The 20,493-nt window shown below is 33.9% G+C and carries 15 protein-coding genes; 8 read left to right on the forward strand and 7 right to left on the reverse strand.

All coding sequences use genetic code 11. From position 1 onward, the window contains the following. Nucleotides 1–33 precede the first annotated feature (33 nt). Nucleotides 34–366, reverse strand: coding sequence for a helix-turn-helix domain-containing protein (locus OPS21_RS01080; RefSeq protein WP_264336194.1), 333 nt, complete (start codon nt 364–366; stop codon nt 34–36). Between the two features lie 51 nt (nt 367–417). Further along, nucleotides 418–1,362 carry a hypothetical protein gene (locus OPS21_RS01085; protein WP_264336195.1) on the reverse strand — a complete coding sequence of 315 codons (945 nt, stop codon included), beginning with the start codon at nt 1,360–1,362 and terminating at the stop codon, nt 418–420. Between the two features lie 177 nt (nt 1,363–1,539). On the opposite strand from OPS21_RS01085, the gene OPS21_RS01090 reads away from it, so the two are divergent. Beyond that, nucleotides 1,540–2,613, forward strand: coding sequence for a hypothetical protein (locus OPS21_RS01090; protein WP_265027667.1), 1,074 nt, complete (start codon nt 1,540–1,542; stop codon nt 2,611–2,613). Between the two features lie 135 nt (nt 2,614–2,748). Here OPS21_RS01090 and OPS21_RS01095 read toward each other — a convergent pair whose 3' ends face one another. From OPS21_RS01095 to OPS21_RS01115, 5 genes are all read right to left on the reverse strand, one after another. Continuing rightward, nucleotides 2,749–3,120 carry a helix-turn-helix domain-containing protein gene (locus OPS21_RS01095; RefSeq protein ID WP_041582616.1) on the reverse strand — a complete coding sequence of 124 codons (372 nt, stop codon included), beginning with the start codon at nt 3,118–3,120 and terminating at the stop codon, nt 2,749–2,751. A gap of 34 nt (nt 3,121–3,154) precedes the next feature. Further along, nucleotides 3,155–3,487, reverse strand: a complete 333-nt coding sequence (locus OPS21_RS01100; protein ID WP_041582615.1) for a helix-turn-helix domain-containing protein — start codon at nt 3,485–3,487, stop codon at nt 3,155–3,157. A 103-nt stretch (nt 3,488–3,590) separates the two neighbouring features. After that, a complete protein-coding gene (locus OPS21_RS01105) occupies nt 3,591–4,250 on the reverse strand; it encodes a JAB domain-containing protein (protein ID WP_265027668.1) in 660 nt (219 codons plus the stop codon). Between the two features lie 226 nt (nt 4,251–4,476). Further along, nucleotides 4,477–7,791 (reverse strand): ankyrin repeat domain-containing protein, encoded by a 3,315-nt coding sequence (locus OPS21_RS01110; protein WP_264336309.1) that lies wholly within the window; start codon nt 7,789–7,791, stop codon nt 4,477–4,479. Nucleotides 7,792–7,800: 9 nt separating this feature from the next. Beyond that, nucleotides 7,801–8,769, reverse strand: coding sequence for a hypothetical protein (locus OPS21_RS01115; protein ID WP_264336308.1), 969 nt, complete (start codon nt 8,767–8,769; stop codon nt 7,801–7,803). Between the two features lie 98 nt (nt 8,770–8,867). Between OPS21_RS01115 and priA the strand changes: the two genes are divergently transcribed. The 7 genes from priA to OPS21_RS01150 all read left to right on the forward strand — a co-directional run bounded on the left by priA (nt 8,868) and on the right by OPS21_RS01150 (nt 20,470). Continuing rightward, nucleotides 8,868–10,832 carry a replication restart helicase PriA gene (gene priA, locus OPS21_RS01120; RefSeq protein WP_264336307.1) on the forward strand — a complete coding sequence of 655 codons (1,965 nt, stop codon included), beginning with the start codon at nt 8,868–8,870 and terminating at the stop codon, nt 10,830–10,832. 120 nt (nt 10,833–10,952) lie between these two features. After that, nucleotides 10,953–11,756 carry an ankyrin repeat domain-containing protein gene (locus OPS21_RS01125; RefSeq protein ID WP_265027669.1) on the forward strand — a complete coding sequence of 268 codons (804 nt, stop codon included), beginning with the start codon at nt 10,953–10,955 and terminating at the stop codon, nt 11,754–11,756. Nucleotides 11,757–12,315: 559 nt separating this feature from the next. Beyond that, nucleotides 12,316–13,710, forward strand: a complete 1,395-nt coding sequence (locus OPS21_RS01130; protein WP_264336303.1) for an ankyrin repeat domain-containing protein — start codon at nt 12,316–12,318, stop codon at nt 13,708–13,710. Nucleotides 13,711–13,849: 139 nt separating this feature from the next. Then, nucleotides 13,850–14,449, forward strand: a complete 600-nt coding sequence (gene recR / locus OPS21_RS01135) for a recombination mediator RecR (RefSeq protein ID WP_405197035.1) — start codon at nt 13,850–13,852, stop codon at nt 14,447–14,449. A 3-nt stretch (nt 14,450–14,452) separates the two neighbouring features. Continuing rightward, a complete protein-coding gene (locus OPS21_RS01140; protein WP_264336301.1) occupies nt 14,453–15,655 on the forward strand; it encodes a KAP family P-loop NTPase fold protein in 1,203 nt (400 codons plus the stop codon). A gap of 158 nt (nt 15,656–15,813) precedes the next feature. Next, complete coding sequence (gene htpG, locus OPS21_RS01145) at nt 15,814–17,718, forward strand: molecular chaperone HtpG (protein ID WP_265027670.1); 1,905 nt, start codon at nt 15,814–15,816, stop codon at nt 17,716–17,718. A gap of 37 nt (nt 17,719–17,755) precedes the next feature. Beyond that, a complete protein-coding gene (locus tag OPS21_RS01150; protein WP_264336299.1) occupies nt 17,756–20,470 on the forward strand; it encodes a TomO hydrophobic C-terminal domain-containing protein in 2,715 nt (904 codons plus the stop codon). Nucleotides 20,471–20,493 lie beyond the last annotated feature (23 nt).

A 20,493-nucleotide genomic window follows, 5' to 3' on the forward strand; every position in this document is an offset into this window, starting at 1 on the left:
TATTGACATCCTAATTCATATATTAAAGTAATACTAACTTTCGTTAGAACTTTGAGAAAAAGATTTTACCAATATATAAACTGCACTACGTAACCTTTTGCTCTTAATTTCGTTATATCCTTTGACTAACTTTAGTATTTCTTCATCATAAGCTTCATGTGAGTCAGTGTGCATATCAGTAAAAAAGTTAGCAACATCTATCGATAGTGCTTTTGCTAAATCATATAATCTACTGGCCAAAACACAATTTGAACCATTTTCGTACTTTTGTATCTGTCTATACGAAACACCTATTCTCTTTCCCAATTCGGTCTGTGTCAAAGCACGATCTAACCTAAGTTGTTTTATTTTTTTACCTAATTGCACTTTTCACCTCTTATTCAAATTTACAACAAATTTTATGAAGTGGAAAAAAAGCTAGCAAAGTAATTGCTTTAATAATTTCTGCCTCTCGCTAATTAAATCGTTTGGCCTTACGTATTTTTTCTCAATTTCCCTCATCTCTTTTTCTCGTTCTGCAATGCTATTTCGTATTACTTCAGCCGAGTATCTGCTTTTGCCACTTGCAAACTCTGATCTTAATCTTCTAACCTTGTATTCGAGCTCAGCAAATCTTTCGTGTTGCTCAAGAAGTTCTATCATATGACTAATTTCAGAGTTTAGCTTTTTTTCCTCAACATCTCTTACAATAAAAGAAAGTAGAAGCTTATCTATTTGGTAATCAATATTTGGTTGAGCAGCAAATAGATCAATTATGGCTTTTACGTCAGTAGGATTTGTAACTAGTAAGTTAAAATTACTACATAAAAAACTATAGAACTTTATCGTCTTCTCAAGATAATTTTTCATATCTTGTGATAATTGCAATTCTTTGTGAATTCCTGACAGCAATATTTTCAATTCTTCCAAGTATTTCGTGTCAAAATTACTTACTTCTGTAGGTGAAAGGATCATTAGCAGCTTTTTTACAAGCTCAACATCATTTAACTTTACTGCATTATAAAGAGCTTTTTCTTTATCTTCTTTTAAATCATAAAGCTCTGATGAGTTATCTATGCTGAATAGATATTCAGTATTTCCTTGAGGAGAGTAGATTAAAATGTCCACTTCTCTTAGCGGGTGATCATCATTAAACTTTTCTAGTAACTGCTTATCGGTAGTTTCCTCTATTGCTACAACTGCTTTGCTTACCTCTTTCAACTTTGCAATATCATCTCTTGAGTTTTCAAGTATATCTTTAGCCTTGTCTAGCAGCTGCTCATATAGAACTATTTTTTCTTCATCATCAAGTAGCTGACAATGCTTTTTCAGCTTTTCAGTAGAGTAAGACAGGAGGTCCATTTCTTTTAATTTTACAATCATAATACCCCATTTTTGTTGAAACTGAAATAATTTTTACGAGATATGTTTTTCTAGTGTAAATGCCCGTAAAATTTGTTACTATAATTTATAGTAAATCAATAAGTCGTATAGTGTTAACAATTAAATAACATTTATCACGTTATGATCGAATAATAATAAGATTAAGTGAGGGTTACAATGAAAAAAATAAAAAGTAAAAAATTGTCTAGTAAAATGTTAAAAGCGGTAGAGCGAATAGCAAAAGAAGGGTTGTTACCTAATTTTATAAAAGCTGCTCCAACAGCAAATAAAAAGATCAGTAAACTACCTGTCTTGTCATATCCTGAGGAGCTCAATCCATTTCGATCAGCTTTATCCAAGATAAGGCTAAGTGAATATGAAAATATGAAACTAAATGAATTCTTGGAAAAAGCTATTGCAGCTAAAAATATAAACGAGTTAAGTAAAGTTGTTGATGAAGCTTTGGATTTAGGAATAAGAATAAATGCTGCCAATAAAAATGGCTTTAGCTTCGCTAACGTTACAATGTTTAAGATGTATCGTGATGAATTCAAAGAAAATAAACAAGAAGATATAATCAGAAAGTTAGCCTTACATGGAGCAGATTTTAATGTACAAGTTGATAATAAAATAACTGAAAAAGTGCAAAAAGAAATTGAGCCACAAATGTATAGTCTACTCAAAAAGCTCAGGGAAGTTGGAGAGAACGCTACTATAGAAGGAACTGTTGAAGATGTAGAAATCGATAATAAAATCTTCTATATTGAATTTTCACATAGCTGCATAGTTGATGTCGCAAAAGTTGTAGAAGGTACAAAAAATTTGGGCTTAAGTAAAGGAGACTTAAACCTTGGTGGCAATATCCTAAAAATAGGTAATGGTGAAGTTGAAGTCAAAACTGGGAAAGACGGCAAAAGAAACTACGTGGATATATCAGATAGCAGTGCTTTTACAGTAACACTTTGCACTAGCCTAGGAGAGCTAAATTTAATGGTATATCATGACACAGAAGACTATCATCAAGTACAAGTTGAGGTAGAAGATGAAGAAATGTGGAATGAGTTGCAAAAAATAGGAGAAATCGTAGGACAAGGTTGTTTATTTGGTGGCATGTCTGTTAAAGAAGCAGTAGAAAAAGGCAGTTTTACTAGGTGTGGAAGATGGGGCGATCCAAATTCTAAGAGTAGTGAGACTTTTTCTTGGGTAGATAAATTAAAAAATGATAAAACGACATCTGTAGGACGTTTTTGATTGATGGCTATGTTTTACATAGCCATAATTATTGCAAAGTAAAGTAGTTCTTGGAATTTAATCAAGATTACCATAAAAAATTTACCTTAACTAGCATTGCTTGTAGAAGTGGATTGAAGATATATTCAGGCAATATTATTTATTGGCAAGCGCTTTTATCACTGAATGCACAATATCACGCAACGTTTCATCCTTAATTTTCCTGTATTCCCTCACTAGCCTTGATATTTCTTCACTACCCACATCGCTACAAAAGGCCTTATCGTGTAAGTCTTCAGAAGCTTTGGTAAAAAAATATGACATATCAACGGACAAAGCTTCTGCCAAATTATACAATCTATCAATTACAAGCCTTACCTCTCCAGTTTCATATCCTTGTATATGCTGAAATGAAATTCCGAGCTTTTTTCCTAAGTCTCTTTGGCTAAAACCGCATATTAACCTTCTCTTCCTTATTCTTTCACCTATTTGTTTATCAATAGGATGTTGTTCATCTTGTACAATCATTTATTAATATATTAACTGAGGTATTGAAGCAATACTAACTCTCATTGTAACTTTGAGAAAAAGATTTTACCAATATATAAACTACGCTACGTAACCTTTTGCTTTTAATTTCATTATATCCTTTGACTAATTTTAGTATTTCTTCATCATAAGTTTCATGTGAGTCGACATGCACATCAGTAAAAAAATCAGCCACATTAATCGATAGTGCTTTTGCTAAGTCGTATAGCCTACTGGCCAAAATTTGGTTTGAACTATTTTCGTACCTTTGTATTTGTCTATACGAAACGCCTATTTTCTTTCCCAACTCAGTTTGTGTTAAACCACAGTATAATCTAAGCTCTTTTATTTTTTTGCCTAATTCCACCTTTCATTACTAATTTTAGCTGCTCAAGCTTATATTGAATTTTTTAATTTATGAAGTAGAAAAAAAGAAGGAAAGTTGGAGAACTTTCCTTCCGGTCTACAGATTACAATAAACCACTATCATAAAAACTAAAGTGGCTCTTCTGTGTTACGATTATGTGATCTATTAATTTCATTCCTACATTTTCGCAGGTTGCAGCTAATGTAAGTGTGTTATCCTCATCCTCCTTTGATGGTTCTGTATCTCCACTTGGATGATTATGTGAAATTGCAATAGATGATGCATCGATCAGTAATCCCTGTTTGATTATTTCTCTCACATATAGAGGTACTCTGTCTATAGTTCCACAGTCTTGAATATACTCGTATATCAAATGACCACTTCGATCTAAGTATATTACTCGCAAGCTTTCCTTTCGTGACTGCCCTATTGCTGTTTTAAAGTATTTTAGTAGCTCTTCTCTGTTATCAAGAATCGACAGCTTTTTTAACTTACCTTTCAGTATCCTATCGAAAATCTCTTTCAGGCAAAAGATATTTGCTATTGCTCCATCGTTCATTCCTGTAACATTTTTTAGCTCGTGAAGATCAGCATTAATTACCCTTCCTAAACTACTAAAGAGCTCCATTAGCTTTTTGGCAACTTCTCTTCCTTCTGTGTATGCAGATAGATTACGTTCCAGTAGCTCATGGTCAAGTAAAGACCTGCCTCTACTTGATAAAATGCGAGTTTCCAATTTTTCTTTTCTCTCACTATTATTCATAAAAACCTCCAAGGTCAACATTATATACAAATTCAACGCCAGCTTTCTGACGCAGTAGTTCTCGAGGAATAACCCTTTTGAACTCTAAATTTGCAATGTTGTCCTTGTTGCTGGGGCACTGGGATGACAGGAGAAGGAAATGCCGGAATGGCAGGAGAAAGAAACACTGGGATGACAGTGGAAGATCTAATTCCTTATATCAATTAATTCTCATCCACCTTTTATATTACATAAACTCATCACTTTTATAGAACATCTCATTAAAATCATTCAAAATTCCAAAATCTTGATTTTTAATAAATAGATGATCATTTGTAACATAAGCTTCAGAAAGAGTGATCGGCTTTCCATCAAGATTGGAATCTTGCACATAAACTTTATTATACAGAGCTATCATTTGATTATAATTGTATTTCCCAGCAGTATACTGACTGCTTAAGTTCTGATAAAAATTATCTATGTCTTGATTTTGAGCTTGCAGCACCGCCTTATATTTACCATCTCCAATAGCTTCACCTACTTTGATTTTTAAAGGATGTTGTTTCACATTATCTATAACAGTTATTTCCTCTTGCTTCTCTTCATCTTCTACTAGCGACCTTTTATTCCTTTCTTCACTTGCAGGTTGATCTGCTGGCATTTGGTCTATATCGTTCTCTTGCATAGTAATTTTTTTGAGATAGCTAAGCATATCCTTTCCAGCTTTTTCCCAAGTTGCAGCCTCTTTTGAAAGCTCGCGATAATAAGAATCATTACCGCCTTTGCTATCTATTACATCTCTTTCTATACCTTTCCCTTCTGCCCATAACTCAGCATGTTCAATAAGTGTCCTGCCATCTTTGCCCACAACATCAACGTCAGCTTTGTTTTTTATTAGATATTCTATTGTATCTAACTTTCCATGCCTCACTGCATGAACTAAAGGTGTCCAGCCATCATTATCCTGCACATTAACATTCGCACCTTTTTCAACTAAATGTTCTATTATTTCCTTATTTCCAAGATCAACAGCAAGGTGCAAAGGTGTTAAGCCGTAGCTATCCTGAATATCAATATCCGCATTGTGCTCTATGAGATATTTAACTACTTCCATATTTTTCATGTGCATGGCAAAATGCAGTGGAGATTTACCAGAGCTAATATCACGGGTATCAACATCTATACCACGATCTATTAAGTATTTAGCAATTTCCGTATGTTTTAGCTCAATTGCATAGTGCAGCAGTGTTTGAGCTGACGTGTTTTTGATACCAAGATCTGCGCCATGCTCAACTAAACTCTTAACTATTTCCGCATGCCCTAGCTTAATAGCAGCAAGTAACGGAAAAGTATAATAACTTTTACTATTAGGATCTGCGTTATGATCTAATAGATAGTTCACTATTTCTGTATTACCTGAATAAATAGCACTGTATAATGGCGTTTTGGAATAAGCATCTTGAATATTAGGATTTGCACCACGATCTATTAAGTATTTAGCTATCTCTATATTTCCAGACTCAATAGCATAGTGTAAAGGTGTCTTATAATACACATATTTAGTATTAGTTTTCTGATAATAATTGTCATGAACATTAAGATTTGCTCCATGATCAATAAGATATTTTGCTACTTCCGTATTTCCTGACTGAATGGCATAATGTAGTGGCGTTTGTCCATTATGGTCTCTTGTATCAGTATATGAATTGTGTTTTAGAAGCGTTGCTACTTTGCTTAAATCTCCCAATGAAGCAGCAGAATGTAAACTCGTCGCACCTGTTACCTTATTTATCTCGTTTGCGTTTTCTACATTATTGTCATCAATATTCACCTTTAAGAAAGGCTGTTTATTATACTTCATAACTTTTGTTGTAACAGCTTTTCCTTGTTCGTCTTCACTCGCTTTTTTAGCAGGTTGCATAGAATCTTCTCTACTGACACTTTCTATCTTGGTTTTATCACCACTTACATTATGTACTGGGCTATAACCATATAGACCCTTGCCTGCACTTTGTTGGCTTGTTGAACTTTCAACACTGTTAGATTCAACAACATTATATTCCATATGTTGTTCACCACTCAGCTCAGCTTTGACCCACTGTTTAAATTCCTGAGTATAACCTTTTAGCTCAGTCAAAAAATCCTCAACTAATTTCTTACCTTCATCCCTATCATGATATCTCTTATAAGTAGAGAGGCTCTTTAGTAAATTATCAATTAAGTCCGGGTGTTTATGTTCAAGAAACTTTACTACTTGCTCTGCTTCTGAATAGTAGTGATTTCCTTGATAATCATTACGTAATATCTCATCTAGTTTAAGATTCTTATTTTTTATTGCAATTAAAGCTTCTTTATCTCCGTGATCATTAATGTGCTTGCCATTTTCTAAACCAGCAACATAGTTAGCAATAGCTTCGTGCATTGCTTTTGGCAAGATATAGCTTAGACCAAGATTTGCAAAGTGCATTGCATGCCCTATCTCGTGCTTTAACGTATGTTGATTTAAATTCCCTTTACTATCTAGGTAGACATAAACGTCAGCAGCATTTCCCTTATTTAGATCGATCATTCTTGTGTAGCCATTAACACCGTCGCCAGCATCGAATCCAACTTTTTTCAAGTACTCTTTAAACTCATTTTGAGTGTTGAATACATAAGCATTGATCCTTATATCATGGTCAGAGGTATTAAAAGCACCCTTAAAGTCTCGTACAGCATCTTTAATGCTTTTTTCTATTGTATCTAGCTTATTGGCAGCTAAGTCATACTTGATATTTATATTAGTGTTATCAAGGGACACAGTTTTGCTAAGTGAAAGGTTTGACATTACACTATCCATGTAATTTACTATTTCCACTTGCCCTTGCTGTTTAGCATAAGTAAGAGGTGTACCATCGCATGCTCTTTTAATATAAAGATCAGCACCATTATCTATCAGACATTTCACCATATCTAAATTTCCACGTGTAATAGCTAGGTGTATCGGAGTGTAGTTATGAGTAAGATTTATATCTGCACCGTTTTTTATTAAATAATCTACTACTTCTGTATGACCTTTATTGACTTCTACATTTGCAGCAAGATGAAGAGGAGTATCATTCCATTCATCTAAAACATCAAGCCTAGCACCTTTTTCTACTAAAAATTTCACTGCAGCTAAATTTCCACCTTCAGCAGCTTTATGCAGAAAGGTTCTGCCGATATTGTCTTGTCGGTTTATATCTGCACCTTTGTCTATCAAATATTCTGCTAATTCCATACGTCCACGTGAAATAGCCATGCCAAGAGGATTATTATATTTACCCAGGTTAACATCGGCATTACCTATTTCGACTAGAAATTTTATCATTTTCTCATCATTGTTGATAACAGCATAAAAAAGTGGAGTGAGCTCATGTTTATCTTGCACGTCCACTCTAACGCCTTTATCTATTAACAGTTTGACCTCATCGAAACGCCCACTAAAAACAGCTTTATGTAGAGCAGTATAGCCTGTAGAGTCTTTAGCATCTAAGTCTAAATTTTTTGATTTATCATATTCAGAATTTGTTTTAAATTTCATACTCACCTCTTAAAAATTTTCACTATAAATAAGTCTTGAGAAAAATGCGTTAACTGTAGATTCAGCCTTTACCTTGTTTTTGCATAACTGCTTAGATAGTTGATCATCGCTAAAAAGCAGATTCTTAGTATCGAGATATTTAGCATAGTTGCCAGCAAGTATTGAGTAGAAACCGCTTTCAAGTTCAAGATAAGAGCTGCTATTGAGAACAAAAAATAAATCGCTCTGGTCAAGCAGTATGTCATAACCAGAGCTCGTGCAATGTAAGTATTCATTGCCTTCATACTCTGCTATGTAGTACTTACTTGCATCAAGATCACCATCAAGCTGCAAAATTGCCGCTGAACGTCCATTCCCAATACTATGGCCTTTTATTACTTTAAGTACTTTAATCTCATCATTTTCTATGAGTTCTCTTAACTTTTCATTCTTTTGATTTAATTCTTTCTCTGCTTTTCTTCTGTCTTCTTCTAATTTTATTTCTTTTTCAACAAGCTCATTTTGTATTTGCAAAAACATATCTTGAATGGTTAAGCCATTTAGAAAGTAATCCAATACAATTGACACAAACGGCTGCAATTCACCATTATCTTCAAAGCTCTTTTCCTGCTTTTTGTCATATTGAGTGGGGTTATAGATTGCATACATAGGATAAAAGCCATAATTCACCTCGTCGAATGATAACTCTATCGAAAATCCGCTCTGATCAAGTGGAAGTTTAGTAGCTAAATATCTACCATTATTATCTCTGACATACAGCTCATTTATACCATAGTGCCCACTATATTTGTTGTAATAAATATAAAAATTCTCAGGATTAAGATTAAAGTAATCATCTAAATTGTTAGGTTTACCGAGCTTTTCACATAGAAAACTCTTGCTCTTATCTGTAAGTTTGATGCGTGTAGAGAAGTAACACCGATCTATTCGGTCACCTTTTTCTATTTCAAAGTCTAGGACTATTTTATCGCTAAACATACAGAATTTCCTCACATTTCCAATATTTATGATTATAAATTGTGTACTATGAAAAAAGCATTAAGGCTTCTTTATGTATCTAAAAACAGCGCTAACTTATGACAAGAATAGTTGACGTATTACTACCACTTCCAATTGATCAGCTATTTTCATATGCAATTGAGAAAGATACTGAAACTTCAATTGGAGATTACGTAGTGGTACCATTTGGCAGAAAGCGTTTGATTGGAATAGTTTGGAAATATAGCGGCAAGAGTGATCGAGAATTAAAATGCATTGAACAAAAGATCGAGTTACCGAGTATCAGACCAAAACTGATCGAATTTGCAGAGTGGGTTGCGCAGTATAATGTAATACCTATCGGTATGCTTGCCAAAGTAATAATGGGAGGAGTATTAAAGGTAAATCAGATAGATAAGTTAGTTTTCACTAAGCAAAAGCAGGAAATAAGTGAAATAGATTGCCAATTAAGCCCTGAGCAGAAAGCAGCTCGCGATAAGATAATAAGTAATTTGAATGAGTATTCAGTGACTTTGCTTGACGGTGAAACCGGGTCTGGAAAAACGGAAGTTTATCTCTCTGTGATTGCAAGGTTAATTGAAATCGTAAACGATGCACAAGTCCTGATCCTTCTGCCAGAAATTGTCCTAACTTCACAATTAGTAAATCGTGTTCACAGTCAGATATCTGGAAATATAGCTGAGTGGCATTCAGGACTTACTCCCAAAGCTCGCCGAAATAATTGGCTTAATATAGCAAATGGAAGTGCGCAGATAATTATTGGGGCAAGGTCAGCACTTTTTTTACCTTATAAAAACCTAAAATTAATCATCGTCGATGAAGAGCATGACTCATCCTTTAAACAGGAACAAGGAATTATATATAATGCTCGAGATATGGCCATTATCTTAGCCAAGCTCGAAAATATTCCGATTATTTTATCATCCGCTACTCCGCTGCTTGAAACAATTTATCATGTTAAAAAAAGGAATTACAACCATGTAAAGCTAACCGAACGATTCGGTGGTGCAGAGTTGCCGCACATAAAAGTAGTGAATAATAAACAATGGATTTCAAATGAGCTTTTCGAAGGGATAAAACAAACCATAGAGAAAAAACAGCAAGTTATGCTCTTTCTAAACCGCAGGGGGTATGCGCAACTTGCAGTTTGTAAAAAATGTGGATATAAAATTTCCTGCTCAAATTGCACTGTATGGCTTACGTACCACAAGAAAAAGAATGTCCTTTTATGCCATCACTGTTCTTATCAATTAAAACTTCCAGAAAAATGCTCCAATTGTCAAAGTGAGCAGTCATTGCTCCTTTATGGTGTGGGAATTGAAAGGTTAGTTGAAGAAATAGTGAAATTAATACCAAATGCAAAAACTGCAATTATCAGCAGCGATCAGAAGTCGCTTGGTAACGTAATTGACTCAGTGCTCAAAGAAGAAGTGAATATTATAATCGGTACGCAAGTGATTGCTAAAGGGCATAATTTCCCTAAATTAACTTTAGTTGGAGTGATAAATGCAGATTTAGGCCTTGAAAACTCTGACCTCAGGGCAGCAGAAAAGACGTATCAATTATTGCATCAAGTTGCAGGAAGATCGGGAAGATTCAACGAAAAAGGAACGGTAATAGTGCAAACTAATAATCCTGAAAGTTTGATAATAAAAGCATTGCAGCAGCAAAAAAGGGATTTATTTTATGAAACTGAACTTGAGTCAAGACGCAAAGCTAAAATGCCACCATTTAGTAGATTAATAGCGCTTATAGTTTGCGGTAAGGATCAATTTGCAACACAAAAAGCAGCAAATGAGATAACAAACTTTTTGCATAATCAATTTTCAACTACCTCTCAGCACTTGACACTGAAAGAATTTGAAATTTTTGGCCCATCACCAGCAGCAATAAATTTTTTAAACAATAAATATCGTTATAGAGTGTTACTAAAAATATACAATAACCATAGTCTATTCATAAAGAAAAAGCTGAAACATTGCTGTAACTTGAGTTCAAATATTGAAGTAACAATAGATGTTGACCCTGTGAGTTTTTTTTGATGTTATTTGAATTTATTTGACATTTGTAGGAATTGCTAATAAGTTGTATTAATTTTTTAATTAAAAATTTGACTTTTATTAGAATTTATTATATTATTAGTATAATAATAGGTAGATAATATGACTGCTTTACTTCAAATCATTAATAATCCAGACAAGGATTATGATAAAAAAGTTATAGAATTGCAAAACTATCTTAAGGATAATAGCGAAATTGTGATTAACAAGCAGTTATTCGCACTGGCTATTTCAAATAAAATCCCTGTAAATGGAGATCTTATCAATAAGGAAGGAGGAAAGATAGTATACCCTATCTTGCACCACTGTATTGAACACGATAGTGCAATATCTGAGAAAAAAGAGAAATTATCATTTCAAGACGTGATGAAGATTTTAGATGAAACTGTGAATAGGTTTATTACTCCTCAGTATTTCTACAAATTGATAAATTTTCAAGATCAAAGTAGTAAAAATACATTATTACACCAAGCTGTTATAAGTAATAACACTGAGGCAATAGAAGCCCTTTTAAAATATGGTGCAAATCCTTTGATAAAGAATGAAGAAGACAAAATTCCATTAGATTTAGCTCATGGAGATACAAAAAAAGTACTCATCGAATGTATGAAAGACCAAGCTCAATCGAAAAAAGAAAGTGCTAGATGTAATAGTTTGATTGGCATTATACCTGGCGTTTTTCTGGGTGTTGGACTTGGTGTTGGTAGTGCTTTAGTACCTTCAATGACTATTATATTATGCGCACTCGCAGTATCTGCTCTTGTTGCTGGAATAGCAGTTGGAGTGGCTATATATTTCCTAAGTCAAGACTATAAACAGGCTAAATCAATAGAAGAAGCTGTTAATCCTCAACTCTCTTCTGTCGAGCATGAAAAGACTGCAGATAATAAAGCAGTACTACGATAACTGTGAGTTTTTTAACATTAGATTTCTTGCATAACTGGAATTCGAAAGTTCCAGCGCATTTTTCTTATTGGATCCCAGTGTCAAGCACTGGGATGACATCTTATTATGCAAGAAATCTATTCATTTAAAACTTATTTGAGAAAACGTAGCTAATAAAAACCGCAGGTACCAGTTGGTTTTTATTAGCTAAATTAAAGGTCAAGTATCTGGAATTCTGAACATAAGATCCCCCTATATAAAAAAGATTAGAAAAAATGCAGTGAACATACGACAGATATGCTCTGAAGAGGATACGCTACATTTTTTAATGAGTTTAATAAAAAAGTCTGCAGACGGAGATAGATTTTTGAGCTCAATAAATATCTCTAACTGTAATTGTAATCAGATTTAAAATATGCGGAAGTAATTTTTTAGCTATAAAATCTTCTAAAAAATTAACACAGAAGTTAGTTTCATAAGTATTTTTATCAAAAACTATTTTAAAAAAATTTAAATAGAGTTGAAAAATTTTAAAGATGAGATACCCTACCTGAAATGCAACTTCTATAAAAAAAGAAATATGAAAGGTGAAATAAACGCTGCAGCAAATTTTCAATCAGAAGACTTTGTATCTAAAAATAAGGATTTTGATTGTTTAGCTAACCCTATAAGTGCTTCGAATGAAAAGCTAGAGAATAGTGTTAAAGCTAAAGATAAAAAGAATGAGGCGCCTTTTTCCAGTAGAAGAGGCAGCTCGCATGTTTTAGAACTTTTTTCTAATGAAAATGTTGAGATTCACATTCAAGATAAAACGCCTTGTGCTGCTCGGAGTGAATCAGGTATAGCTGGAATATTTAGAGGTATAACTGGGTTGTTTAAAGGTAGGAATAGTATGAACGTAATCCTTTATCAATCTAAAGTGCAACGTAGCTCTGCAATTGATTATAGTACTACAGAAAGTATAGGGTCACGGCTACTAAATATCTGTAAAGGAGAAGAAGATATCTCTTTTGATCAAGAGATTAACTCCCTATATAAAGATGGTTGTTTGTATGATGCCTTATTGTTGCAAGATGAGAAAAATCAGGACACACCTTTACATTTGGCCATAAAAAAAAATCGTGCTGATTTTGTAAAAAAGCTTTTGTCTATCCTTAAGGAGCCATACCGTGCGAATGAGTTTTACAAGCACAAATATTTTGAACGTAAGCAAGAGAATGAAAAGCCGCTTTCTAAAGTTATTAATACTAAGAACAAAGACGAAAAAGATGTAATTACTCTGGCTATTGAAGGTAATAATTCAAAATGCGTTTCAGTTCTTTTCGACTACTTAACTCGTGAACATATTAACAGAAGGAAAGATGTTGAAAGTGAGTACACACCTCTACACGAAGCTGTGCTTCTTGGCAAGAATGAAGTAATCAAAGAGCTTCTGAAATCAAGAGATATAGATACTGAACTCATAGATAAGGAATCTTACAAAGCATATAATTATGCTAATAACAAAGAGGCAATAGAATTGTTTATTAAGCACTATAGTAGTAAAATTAGTGAGTTGCGTATAAAATTAGAAGATAATAATAAAAAACTAGCGCGAATTAAGTGCGTCCTAAACAAAACAAAACTTACTTGCGTATGCTTAGCAGCCTTCGGCTCTTGTTTTAGAATGTATAAAAATTCTCATGACATAATAAATGAAGAAGTGAGTGAAGATATGTTATATTATTCTCTTGAATTGCTCTCCAACACTACAGGTCTAATATTATTTTTTAATTATTTGATCGATACAATACTTTCCAAGTATGAAGAAAAAAATTCTAGTTTGAATAAAGAATCGGACAGTTATGTAGAAGAAAGAAATATGTTGAAAAATAAATTGCGTCATTTTCAAAAAAGAGATATCAGAGTACCTACGCGAATGTCCGAGACAAATTCAGTTACACCTGAGTCAGACTTAAGTTACAGTAGATTGTGATTACATTACTTTTTTCAAGACAATTTCTGAGAAAAGTGGAAAAATTTTTCTATAGCTAATCAATATAAAGACTTACTACTTTCTTTACGAAAGGTTTGATGTTATCATTTTTGAACTATCTTGAATTTACTGAATGAACATTAATATAAAGAGTTTAGTTCATGCTTTTTCTAAATTGCCAAGTTTAGGTCCATCATCATCAAGAAGGCTAGTTATACATTTGCTCCAGAACAAAGAGAGGGTCATGCTACCACTTGCATCTTTGATTAGAGAATTAGCGGATCTTATAATAGAGTGTAAGATTTGTGGAAACCTAGATACTAAATCGCCATGTTCCATTTGTATTAACCCAAAGCGTGACACCAAGTTAATGTGTGTAGTAGAAGAATTGGGTGATCTATGGGCATTTGAAAAAGGAAATATATATTCAGGTATGTATCATGTTTTAGGTGGCAGATTATCAGCAATAAATGGCATCGGTCCAAAAGAACTGAATCTTGATAACATTCCCAAAAAAGTTACAGAATTTAAAATTGAAGAGGTCATTATTGCAATCAATCCGACATTAGAAGGCCAAGTTACTGCGCAATATATAATTGAATTGCTAAAGAATTCGAATGTAAAAATATCGCGCCTTGCTTGTGGTATACCGATAGGTGGAGAAATTGACTACCTAGATGAAGGGACTCTGAAGATAGCGCTTACGTCAAGACAAGAGTATGAGTTAAATATAAAGTAAGGTATGTGCTTAAAAAAACTTACATCGCTAATAACCTTCAGAAAAAAAGAAGAGAAACAATTGCCTAAGGTAATAAATTGGGAAGGTGATTGCTTGGGTTATAAGCAAATTGCAAGTAAATTTAGTTCTATAATCAAGACAATCGATAAGTCTTTTTCAATCGTATCCTTAGAAGGATATGATAAGTGGGGTAAGACATTTTTTTTGAAAGAATGGGTAAAGGATCTAGAGCAGCAAAATGAAATTGCAGCTTATTACAGCGCATGGGATATTAGTGCGCTAGATCAACCATTGCCTTCTTTTTTGCATTTCTTGTTTGAGGATCTATTCGCATCATACAAAGTAAAAAGGAGTGTTATACAGCAGTTCAAAAACATAAACCAAGAACTATTTTCTCTCAATACATTAGGAAAGCTGATCAGTAAATCTCCACTTGCTATGCTTTCAGTATTTCTCGATGCTGCAAAAGAGGCTGATAAGAAAGACATTGGTTTTGTCTTGGGTGAATTAAATCTTCTCCAAAGGAGAAAAGAGAACATTAGAGACTTTAAGATACAACTAGCAGATGTGGTTAATAAAATCAGGAAAGACAAAAACATTTATATAATGGTCGATGATCTTGATATATGTCGCCCTAAATTCATTGTTGATTTTTTAGAATCCATAAAGTATATGCTCGATGTGGAAGGACTGGTTTTCATTATCTCTGTTAGTCAAGATAAAAGTAACGTGCAAAGAGCAATCAGCACAATACTTGGACCAAATTTCAGCCTAAAATCTTTTACTGATCTCTCTTTGCATTTACCAAAAGAGCCAACAGAGAGGTTTATAAGAAAGCTATTTGAAAGTGTTGAATTACCGAAAAAATCAAAGAGTTTAATAATAGATAGCTTTATATTTTACGCAGAAAGCTTCTCATTATCATTAAAAGCAATACAGTACTGCGTAAAGAAAATAAAGCTATGTTATGTGAAAGTTGATCCAAATTTATTTACATTTTTAGTAATACTACAGTCAGTAAACACTGATTTGTATGAGGAATTATATTCATCACCTCAGAAAGCACTGGAGAAGATTAAGAGCGCTTTGATTCTAAACAGTTCGAAAGAATGGGAAAAGCTTAAAACTTCTCTTGAAACTACTTTTAAAGAAAAAGAATCAAAGAATCATAAATCTTTGAAGCAAATAAGAGATATTATATTCTAGCACTTTCTTTTTAATTTGCATGACACAATGATTGTACTTATTCCAGTTTAGCATTGGAACCATAAGCTGGCTCACATAAATTTTAGCATACATGACCTTGAAAGATCGCGGTGCAATACTTAAATTATTAGAATAGTAGGCTAATAATGGAGCTCAAAATGCACAATGTACAAGAAACTGAAAATTTAAAATTTGATGCTGAAGTAGGGAAAGTACTGAATATAGTAATCCACTCACTCTATACTAATAAGGATATTTTCTTGCGTGAGTTAATATCAAACGCATCAGATGCATGTGATAAATTGCGCTATGAATCACAATTAAATCCTAATTTATTAGATTCAAGTGATGAATTAAAGATTACTATTAGCTCCAATAAAGATAAGAATGAGCTGTATATAACCGATAATGGAATTGGAATGAACAGACAGGATTTAATAGATAATCTTGGTACGATTGCAAGTTCTGGTACGCAAAAATTCTTGGATGCAATTAAGAATAATAAAGATTCAAACCAAGCTGTAGAGCTGATTGGAAAGTTTGGTGTTGGTTTTTATTCAAGCTTCATGGTTGCTTCAGAAGTTATAGTAGAATCAAGGAAAGCCGGAGAAGAAGAGTCTTGGGTGTGGAAATCTAAAGGAGATGGAGAGTATTCAATCAGCAAATTAGATGGTCAAATCTCTCGTGGCACAAAAATTACGCTCATCATGCGTCCTGAAGAAAGCGAATTTTTAGACAAATTCCGTATTGAAAACATCGTTACTACTTACTCTGACCACATAAATTTTCCCGTTGAGTTTGTAAATGAAGAAGGAAAAAGTGAAAAATTAAATAGCAAAGCTGCAATTTGGACTAAGCCAAAAAATGACGTTACTCCAGAAGAGCACAACGACTTCTTCCGTGGTGTTGCACATGTGGGCGGTGAGCCTTGGATGATATTTCATAATAAAAATGAAGGTGCAATAGAGTATACGAACTTGCTTTATGTTCCTTCTATCAAGCCTTTTGATTTATTTCATCCAGATAGACGCTGCTCTGTAAAATTGTATGTAAATAAAGTGTTTATCACTGAAGATAATGTGCAGATTATACCGCAGTACTTGCGTTTTTTGAAAGGTGTGGTTGATTCACCGGATTTGCCTCTCAATATCAGCAGAGAAACACTGCAAAATAATCGTGTAGTTGAGCAGATTAGGAAATCTTTAACTAAGCGCATAATATCAGAGCTCGGCAAAAAAGCAAAAGAGAATTTAGAGGAATATACAAAATTCTGGGGCAATTTTGGTGCGGTGTTAAAAGAAGGTCTTTGCGAAGCTATGCCAACTGATGAAAGAGAAGCGTTGCTTTCCATTTGCAGATTTCACAGTACAGGTGATGAGAAGTTGGTCAGCATTGATGATTACATAAGCAGAATGAAGCCTGAACAGGAACATATCTACTATCTCACAGGAAATAGTCTCGATTCAGTAAAAAACAGTCCACAACTTGAAGGATTCGTCAGCAAAGGATTGGAAGTGCTTCTATTTGTTGATCCAGTTGATGATTTCTGGACTAGCGTGATTCATGAATATAAAGATCAAAAATTTAAGTCTGTGACCCGCGCTGATGTTGATTTAGAAAAATTTTCTTCAGAAGAAGGCAAGAAAGATGAAGAAAATAAATCAGATGAAAACAAAAGCGAAGAAAACGCGGATTCTATACTCGAATACTTCACCAAGGTTCTTGGAAGCTTAGTAAAAAGTGTAAAGATCTCTAAGAAATTAACCGATAGTCCTGTGTGTCTAGCAGTTGATGAAGGGGCTATGGATCTTCGCATGGAGCGTTTTTTGCGCGAACAAAAGCAGCTGAATTACCGCACACCAAAAGTGCTAGAAATCAACACTAAACATCCTGTGATAAGAAACATAATGGAGTCTCACGCTAAAAATGGTGAAAATCCAACACTTGGAGACATGATTCATTTATTGTTCTATCAAGCTTGTATAGTGGAAGGTGAAGAGATGGAAGATGTAAGTTTGTTTGCTAAGAGGCTTAATAACTTGCTTGGCCAGATTTCTATTTAATGCTATACTTAAATTAGCTAATAATTAGGGGGGAAATATGTTTGGTTCTCATTTTAGAGACTTTGTATCACAGGAGCAGGATCAGTCAAATAAAGTTTTAAAAAAATCAAATTCTAGAGATTCAGGTACTGAAGAAGAGTTTGAGATTTTAGGGCAAGAAGAAATTAAAGAGCGTCGTCATTCTGAAGATTCAGGTAATTGTTCAGAGGCTGAGGAAACTAACAGAGCAATTGAATTAGAATTTCAGCTAACACAATTTTTACTAAGTCAAGTAAAAGCAGATGAGAATAATAGGAATGCAAATTCTGGCAAGCAAGCTTACAAAGACCTACCCAGGATGGATTTTGTAATTAATGGTCAAGTTATAGACAAGAATTTCGTTAGCCAGCTTCGTGATAAATGTAATCAAAATGACCAACGCCAAATCGCAAAACATGTTTTTACAAAAATGTTTGAACATGCTAAAGCAGAAATTCCAAATGATAATCTATTAGAAGAATTAATTAATAGTTGCAATCAGGCTGGTTATGATGGCTCTTTGTTAATGCAGCTCTCTCCTATATTTTTGGGACACGATTTGCAATTGCCTGATGCTAATGATAGACATATAGAGATTGTCTGTAGTGATCAGGATTCTTTAAATATTAAATATTGTCCAAATATGCCTGTTAAGCAACTGGGTAAAGAAATATGCAGGGTTGATGCTATTTTAGAGTTCACGCTTAAATCTCAAGATGGTAAAGTAGAGTATGAAGACGGCAAGGTAACGCTTACCATTCCTGAGCAATTAAAGAATTACAAAGTTGATGGCAAAAGTTTGTTAGATGATATAAAGATGCATTTTGAAGATGTTGATAACGCAATTATTGAGTCTCTTCTTGAAAATATTGATGAAGGTCAGAATTCATTTGTTGTAGATTTGCCAACAGAGGTGAATTCAGATTCATTTGATATTATTCCTGAGGATACAGTTTTTGATCTGGGCCATATTCCAGAATTAGTAAAAAAAGCAGTGGATGATAAGGATGTTAATGCCTTGGCTAATCACATAGGCTTTTTTCAAGATCATGTTACTCATGTATCATCTAAGGAAGGTTTGCCAGTAGTAGAGAAAACATTAGAAATAGTAAGTGGTTTTACCAAGGAGCAAAGCAAGCCATGGAGATGTTATCCTACTGTACCTATTGCAAGTCATATATATTCTGTCAAGCAGCAGTATTGTGATGGTTACATTTCTCAAGAAGGTTATGAAAAGCTTAAAAAGATGGAGGAGACTTTGTGCAAGATCAAGTCTGATCTGATAAAAATAAGTACCAATGATTATAATCAAGAATCTCCTGTTAAAAATGCTCAAGACACTTCGGCTATACTAAATGAGGCTCCAACCTCAAGCCAAACAGTGAATGGAGAACAATTAAATACTAAAGAATCCAAAAATCAACAGCTGCAAAGAAATGTTGTTGATAAAGGAGAAAATATTATGGATAATGAAGAGGCTTCAATAGAAGAATCTGCAGGTAACAATCATAGGAGGGGTAAAGTGCCTAAAAGTATAAAAACTATAGAGGAAAAATTGTCTAATGCTATCAATAGTATTGATTTTCGTTGTGTGGAAAATTTACTAGCGCCGTCAGACACTAAAGTAGATAAATCTATTTTACAGAAGCTCTTGGATCAAGCAAATGACAAAATGAAAAGATTGCAAGAAAGCAAAGGGAAGAAAAATAAACAGAAAAGTAATCTCACAAAAATTATAACATTTCTTGAAGATAAGCTCAAGCACACTGCTGCTACATTACCAGTAGACAACAATGTAGAAGCTGCTGCAAGTAGCCAAGAAGTTCCTTTGGTAGAGTCTGAAGGAAGTGAATCAGATTCACTATCACTGAGTTCTGAGGGGGATGATTTTTCTAAACTTGAAGGTGATAATTCTGCTGAAACTTCTTCAAGCTCTACTTCGTTTGAAGTGATTGATGAAACAGAAGCACCTAAAACTGCAGAACTTGAAGCTACAGCAGCAATGCCTTTAATGGCCACTGAGGAAAAGTCTGATGATCTAAATGACAAAAAAGATGATCAGCAAAATTTAACAGCAACCACAGTATCAAGTTCTGTAAATGAGAATACTGGTAGTAACTCTGCTTCAGAAGAGGAATCATCAGGTGATTTTAGTTATTATTATGATAATAATTCTGACGCGGATAATGACCAAGAACAAGATATACAATCAGAAGATACACTGCCAGAACCAGAGATTTTAGCTACTTCTGCACTTCCTGAAGCAACAGCTACTGGTAATGCTTCTAGTAATTCTGTTCCTTGTACTTCAAGAGTAGAATTAACAAGTGATGATGAAGATGAATTTCTTTCGATTGAAATTGAAGATGTTAATAATGATATTAACGTTAATCAACCTACTGGGCATGTAGAACAAGTTGCTAACGGAAATGGACAGCCAAAAACAGAATTGCCAAGAATTAATGAGCAAAGCAGCAAAAGTAATCAAAAAACAACTGTTCCGCAAAATACAAAAAAGTATGTTGTAGCTGCTTCTGCGCTTGCAATAACTGGTATTGCCTTAGGAGCAGCTGTTGCAGTTTACTTAGAGATGTTAGCAATAGGAGTAGCAGTTGCAGCTTGTTGTCTTATTGCAGCTACAATTACGTACTGCTATAGGCCTAAAAGCTTAGTTGAGGATAATGAGGTTAAAAAGGTTGATGATACACAAAAAAGTACACCTTGTTGTGGCTGATAATGAATAAATATAGTAGTCTA

This window comes from Wolbachia endosymbiont (group B) of Chorthippus parallelus (genome assembly GCF_947251815.1).
Taxonomy (GTDB): domain Bacteria; phylum Pseudomonadota; class Alphaproteobacteria; order Rickettsiales; family Anaplasmataceae; genus Wolbachia.

What these genes read in the sequence shown, in the direction of transcription:
- OPS21_RS01085 (WP_264336195.1), bottom strand. Translation starts at nt 1,362, where the DNA reads ATGATTGTAAAATTAAAAGAAATGGACCTCCTGTCTTACTCTACTGAA.
- OPS21_RS01090 (WP_265027667.1), top strand. Translation starts at nt 1,540, where the DNA reads ATGAAAAAAATAAAAAGTAAAAAATTGTCTAGTAAAATGTTAAAAGCG.
- OPS21_RS01095 (WP_041582616.1), bottom strand. Translation starts at nt 3,120, where the DNA reads ATGATTGTACAAGATGAACAACATCCTATTGATAAACAAATAGGTGAA.
- OPS21_RS01105 (WP_265027668.1), bottom strand. Translation starts at nt 4,250, where the DNA reads ATGAATAATAGTGAGAGAAAAGAAAAATTGGAAACTCGCATTTTATCA.
- OPS21_RS01110 (WP_264336309.1), bottom strand. Translation starts at nt 7,791, where the DNA reads ATGAAATTTAAAACAAATTCTGAATATGATAAATCAAAAAATTTAGAC.
- OPS21_RS01115 (WP_264336308.1), bottom strand. Translation starts at nt 8,769, where the DNA reads ATGTTTAGCGATAAAATAGTCCTAGACTTTGAAATAGAAAAAGGTGAC.
- priA (WP_264336307.1), top strand. Translation starts at nt 8,868, where the DNA reads ATGACAAGAATAGTTGACGTATTACTACCACTTCCAATTGATCAGCTA.
- OPS21_RS01125 (WP_265027669.1), top strand. Translation starts at nt 10,953, where the DNA reads ATGACTGCTTTACTTCAAATCATTAATAATCCAGACAAGGATTATGAT.
- OPS21_RS01130 (WP_264336303.1), top strand. Translation starts at nt 12,316, where the DNA reads ATGAAAGGTGAAATAAACGCTGCAGCAAATTTTCAATCAGAAGACTTT.
- OPS21_RS01140 (WP_264336301.1), top strand. Translation starts at nt 14,453, where the DNA reads ATGTGCTTAAAAAAACTTACATCGCTAATAACCTTCAGAAAAAAAGAA.
- htpG (WP_265027670.1), top strand. Translation starts at nt 15,814, where the DNA reads ATGCACAATGTACAAGAAACTGAAAATTTAAAATTTGATGCTGAAGTA.
- OPS21_RS01150 (WP_264336299.1), top strand. Translation starts at nt 17,756, where the DNA reads ATGTTTGGTTCTCATTTTAGAGACTTTGTATCACAGGAGCAGGATCAG.